The sequence below is a fragment of the Streptomyces malaysiensis subsp. samsunensis genome (assembly GCF_024519315.1).
In the GTDB taxonomy this organism is placed as follows: Bacteria; Actinomycetota; Actinomycetes; order Streptomycetales; family Streptomycetaceae; genus Streptomyces; species Streptomyces malaysiensis.
Map to the genome: position 1 here is coordinate 1 of NZ_JANIIC010000197.1, position 1,927 is coordinate 1,927.

The 1,927-nt window shown below is 66.5% G+C and carries 1 protein-coding gene; it reads right to left on the reverse strand.

The features are described from left to right. Nucleotides 1-72 precede the first annotated feature (72 nt). Nucleotides 73-1,491: a group II intron reverse transcriptase/maturase gene (gene ltrA / locus NQU54_RS48425; RefSeq protein ID WP_257636633.1), complete on the reverse strand. Its 1,419-nt coding sequence runs from the start codon at nt 1,489-1,491 to the stop codon at nt 73-75. Nucleotides 1,492-1,927 lie beyond the last annotated feature (436 nt).

Consider the following 1,927-nt stretch of genomic DNA (forward strand, 5'->3'; position numbering starts at 1 on the left):
AATCGAGTAGGAGGGCCGGGTCGCCCGGCCCTCCTCTCACACCACCGGACATGCGGGCCCGCATCCGGCGGTTCACCGAGCTGATCTCAACCGTTGCCAGGTCGGCTTGAGCATGCGCAGGCCTAGGTCGTCCCAGTAGGCGTTGGGCAGTGCCCGTTGGAGGACGACCGAGCCCGCGATCCGCCAGTAACCCTTGTTGCTGGCCGCCCATTCACGGGCGGGCTGCTCAGGGATCCCGAGCGCGCGCAGGTTCCGGCGCTTGGCCGCGTAGCGCTTCCATTCCTTCCAGCGGATCTGCCGCATCCTGCGGTGCAGCCACTTGTCCAGCGCCTGGAACACCTTGGGTGTGTCCGCGAGCTGGAAGCAGCCCATCCAGCCAGTGGTGAAGCGGTTGACCCTTGCGATGCGTTCATCCATCGCGATGCTCCACCGGCGCGAGGTCAGCTCCCTGATCCGCACCTTCAGACGCACAAGCGCCTTCGGGTCGGCCCGGACTCTGACTTTCCCGCCCCGGACGAAGTAGAAACCGAACCCCAGCATCGTCATGACAGAAGCTGGGACCACCTTCGACTTGTCCCGGTTGACCTTCAGTTTCAGCCGCTGCTCGACCACGGCCGTGACCGAGCCGAGCACCCTGTGGGCGGCTCGTCTGCTCCGCACAAAGACGCGCACGTCGTCGGCGTAACGCACGAACCGGTGACCGCGCTTGAACAGCTCCCGGTCCAGGTCGTCGAGCATGATGTTCGACAAGACGGGCGAGAGCGGGGAGCCCTGGGGGGTCCCTTCCGCGCTCGGCATCTTCACACCGTCCACCATGATCCCGGCATCCAGATACCCGCGGATCAGCTTCAAGACCCCGCGGTCACCAACCCTGCGCGCCACCCGTGCCATCAGGACGTCATGCTGGACCCGGTCGAAGAACCGGTCCAGATCAAGGTCCACGACCCAACGGCTGCCGTCCTCGATCGCCCGCCGCGCGACACGGACCGCCTGGTGGGCGGACCGGCCGGGACGGAACCCAAAGGACGACCCCGAAAACCCCGGGTCGAAAATGGGCACGAGCACTTGCGCGATGGCCTGCTGGATCAAGCGGTCCAGCACCCGCGGCACCCCCAAAATCCGCTCGCCGCCCCCAGGCTTCGGGATGATCACCTGACGGACCGGCACCGGCCGGTAAGTGCCCGCATCGAGTTCGGCCCGCACGGCGAGCCAATGGACCAGCAGCCACGGACGCAGCTCCGCCGTGGTCATCCCGTCCACCCCGGGAGCACCCCGGTTCACCTCGACACGATTGAGCGCCGCGAGCAGGTTCTCCTTCGAGAGCATCAACTCCCACAAGGACAGTTCCCCGTCGCGGTGAGCGTCTTCCGTGTGACGCGCCGACCGGCCACTGCGCTCCTCCGGAGCACTCCCGGAATGCACCGGTCCCTCCCCGGTCGGCACCGCCAAAGCGGTATTCCTGCGGTCATCGTGGCCGGCACGAGCAGCCATACGTCAGTTGCTCCACTCGATGTTCGGCCCTTCCCAGCCCGCCGCCCACGCGACCACCCCGGCTGGTACTACGGCCTCTGCTGACTTCTGCCCGGTCAGCCCACACCTCTCGGCACAGCCCGTCGGCGCGGCGACATCTTCAGCACAACCGACACCCGGACAGATCTCCCCAGGTAAGAACGATCAATGTCCCTGGATCCCCGCCGCGTTTACGCACAGGTCTTCTTGGTGGAGACGGGCATCGCCTTACGTGGCAAGCTCACCCGACCAGCACGCCTCATACACGGTTCGTGTTCCTCGGTACCCAGGTCTCGCCTCGGGCTTCCTCCAGACCCCACCTCACGATGACGCCCTTGCCTCCGGCTCGGGGTCAGCACCACCTCTTCCCCCAGGGGACTTCCACCCCCAATCAATCGCCCATGCTGGGCGCACCACA